Origin of the sequence: Plasticicumulans sp., assembly GCF_035331805.1 — a bacterium.
Classification (GTDB): Bacteria; Pseudomonadota; Gammaproteobacteria; order Competibacterales; family Competibacteraceae; genus Plasticicumulans.
Window position 1 is genome coordinate 1 of sequence record NZ_DAOLKE010000377.1, and the last position, 3,179, is coordinate 3,179.

The window sequence follows — 3,179 nt, forward strand, 5'->3', positions numbered from 1 at the left end:
GCCTGCTGGTGCTCGGCGGCAGCCAGGGCGCGCTGGCGCTGAACCGGCTCGTGCCGCAGGCGCTGGCGCTGCTGCCGGCAGCGAACCGGCCCGAGGTCGTGCATCAGGCCGGCGGCCGCATGCTGGATGAAGCGGCTGCAGCCTATCGGGAGGCCGGCGTCGAGGCGCGCCTGGAGCCCTTCATCGACGACATGGCCGCGGCCTACGCCGCGGCCGATCTGGTTGTCTGCCGCGCCGGTGCGCTGACCGTCGCCGAACTCGCCGCCGCCGGCGTCGCCAGCCTGCTGGTGCCGTTCCCGTTCGCGGTCGACGACCACCAGAGCGCCAACGGCCGCTTCCTGGAGCGCGCCGGGGCCGCGCGCGTGCTCGTGCAGGCGACGCTGACGCCCGAATCCCTCGCCGCCGAACTCGCCGCGCTGCTGCCCGATCGCGAGCGGCTGCTGGCGATGGCGCTCGCCGCGCGCGCGCTGGCCCGGCCCGACGCGGCGCGCACGGTTGCCGAGCTGGGGCTGGCGCTCGCGCATCCGGCACCGGCTCCGACGAACCCGGCCGATCCGGCAAATCCGGCCGATCCGGCAAATCCCACGAATTCCGCGCAGGACCCCCGGACATGAGCAGTTACCCGATCGGCCCGCACGCGATGCGCCGCATCCGTCGCATCCATTTCGTCGGCATCGGCGGCGCCGGCATGAGCGGCATCGCCGAGGTGCTGCTGAACCTCGGCTACGCGGTCTCGGGCTCGGATCTGGCCCGCGGCCCGGCCACGCAGCGCCTCGCCGAACTCGGCGCCGACATCTTCATCGGTCACGACGCCGGACACGTCGCGCGGCGCGACTGCATCGTCGTCTCCAGCGCCGTCGCGCCCGACAATCCGGAGCTGGTGGCGGCGCGCGAGGCACGCATCCCGGTCGTGCCGCGCGCCGAGATGCTCGCCGAGCTGATGCGCTTCCGTTACGGCATCGCAGTCGCCGGCACGCACGGCAAGACCACGACCACCAGCCTGATCGCGAGCCTGCTCGCCGAGGGCGGGCTGGACCCGACCTTCGTGATCGGCGGGCGCCTGAACAGCGCCGGGGCCAACGCGCGGCTCGGTGCCGGCCGCTATCTGGTGGCCGAGGCGGACGAGTCCGACGCCTCGTTCCTGTACCTGCAGCCGATGATCTCGGTGGTCACCAACATCGACGCCGATCACCTGTCGACCTACGGCGGTGACTTCAACCGGCTGCGCGACACCTTCGTCGAGTTCCTGCATCACCTGCCGTTCTACGGGCTGGCGCTGCTGTGCGCCGATGATCCGGAGGTGCGCGCGCTGCTGCCGCGCATCGCCCGGCCGGTGCTGACCTACGGCATGACCGAGGACTGCGACGTGCGCGCCACCGACATCGTGCAGCGCGGCATGCAGACGCACTTCACCGCGCACCTGTCGGGCGGTGCCGTGGCGCTGAAGGTGACGCTGAACCTGCCGGGGCGGCACAGCGTGCTGAACGCGCTCGCCGCGATCGCAGTCGCGCACGAGCTTGGCGTGTCGGTCGATGCGATCCGCGAGGCGCTGACCAATTTCCAGGGCATCGGCCGGCGTTTTCACAGCCACGGCCACCTGCCGCTCGCCGGCGGCGGCTCGGTCGAACTGATGGACGACTACGGCCATCACCCGCGCGAGCTGGCGGCGGTGCTCGATGCGATCCGCGGCGGCTGGCCGGAGCGGCGGCTGGTGCTGGCCTTCCAGCCGCACCGCTACACGCGCACGCGCGACCTGTTCGATGACTTCGCGCAGGTGCTCTCCGGCGTCGGGGTGCTGCTGCTGACCGATGTCTACGCCGCCGGCGAGAAGCCGATTCCCGGTGCCGACGGCCGGGCGCTGGCGCGGGCGATCCGGGCGCGCGGGCGCGTCGATCCGATCTTCGTCGAGCGTGCTGCCGATCTGCCGGCGGCGCTGCCGGCGGTGCTGCGCGACGGCGATCTGGTGCTGCTGATGGGCGCCGGCGACATCGGCGCGGTGGCAACCCGGCTCGGTCGCGAGGGCTGGCCGCCGGCCGAAGCGTGACCCGGCCCGGCCTTTTTGCGAGAATCCCCGGTTTTTTTGCTGCGACGCAGCGCCCGAATGACGACGGTGCACCACACTGCACCCGGAACCGAAGATGACGACGAAGCCGATGTCCGACCCGAGCCCGCACTGCACCGATCCCGCCGCCTTCGGCAAGGTGGCCGTGCTCTATGGCGGCTGGTCGGCCGAACGCGAGGTATCGCTGCGCAGCGGCGCCACCGTGCTCGGCGCGCTGCGCCGGCGCGGCGTCGATGCACACGGCATCGATGCCGGCCGCGACGTGACCGACGTGCTGCGCGCCGGTGCCTATGACCGCGCCTTCATCGTGCTGCACGGCCGCGGCGGCGAGGACGGCGTGATCCAGGGCGCGCTGGAGCTGCTCGGCATCCCCTACACCGGCAGCGGCGTGCAGGCCTCGGCGATCGGCATGGACAAGCTGCGCACCAAGCAGATCTGGCTCGCCGAGGGCCTGCCGGTGCTCGCGCACCGGCTCGTGACCTGCGAGCGCGAGCTCGAAGGCGTCATCGAGACGCTCGGCCTGCCGCTCGCGGTCAAGCCGACGCGCGAGGGCTCCAGCATCGGCGTCAGCCGCGTCGAGCACGCCGGACAGCTCGCCGAAGCCTTCCGGCTGGCGGCGGCCTGCCGCTCGCCGGTGCTGATCGAGCCGTGGATCGTCGGTCGCGAGCTGACCGGCGCCGTGCTCGGCGATGCGGCGCTGCCGCTGATCCGCATGCAGGCCGCGGTCGAGTTCTACGACTACGAAGCCAAGTACAACCGCGACGACACCGTCTATCACTGCCCGGCCGGCCTGCCGGAGGCGCTGGAACAGTCGCTGCGCGAACTCTGCCGGCGTGCCTACGCGGCGGTCGGGGCGAGCGGCTGGGGCCGCGTCGATCTGGTGCTCGATGCCGAGGACCGGCCGTGGCTGCTCGAAGTCAACACCGTGCCCGGCATGACCGACCACAGTCTGGTGCCGATGGCCGCGCGCGCGGCCGGCATCGATGTCGAGTCGCTGTGCTGGCGCATCCTCGAAACCTCGCTCCCGGCGCAGGCGCACGCATGAGTGCGCTGCTGCGACGCCGGCGCCGGCGCGGGGCGACCGCGCGCGTGCTGCGCGGCAGCGCACTCATGCGTG

Annotated in this window: 3 protein-coding genes; all 3 read left to right on the forward strand. The window is 72.7% G+C overall.

What is annotated here, in order from left to right:
- Positions 1–614, forward strand: a 614-nt coding sequence (locus PKE44_RS17100) for a glycosyltransferase (protein WP_324553678.1), incomplete at its 5' end; no start/stop codon positions are given.
- Positions 611–2,044 carry a UDP-N-acetylmuramate--L-alanine ligase gene (gene murC / locus PKE44_RS17105; protein WP_324553680.1) on the forward strand — a complete coding sequence of 478 codons (1,434 nt, stop codon included), beginning with the start codon at positions 611–613 and terminating at the stop codon, positions 2,042–2,044. The genes PKE44_RS17100 and murC, both read left to right, overlap by 4 nt.
- A gap of 94 nt (positions 2,045–2,138) precedes the next feature.
- Positions 2,139–3,107, forward strand: a complete 969-nt coding sequence (locus PKE44_RS17110) for a D-alanine--D-alanine ligase (RefSeq protein ID WP_324553682.1) — start codon at positions 2,139–2,141, stop codon at positions 3,105–3,107.
- The last annotated feature ends 72 nt before the right edge of the window (positions 3,108–3,179 follow it).

Excerpts from the sequence above, each read along its gene's own strand:
- PKE44_RS17110 (WP_324553682.1), top strand. The coding sequence starts at position 2,139 with ATGACGACGAAGCCGATGTCCGACCCGAGCCCGCACTGCACCGATCCC.
- murC (WP_324553680.1), top strand. The coding sequence starts at position 611 with ATGAGCAGTTACCCGATCGGCCCGCACGCGATGCGCCGCATCCGTCGC.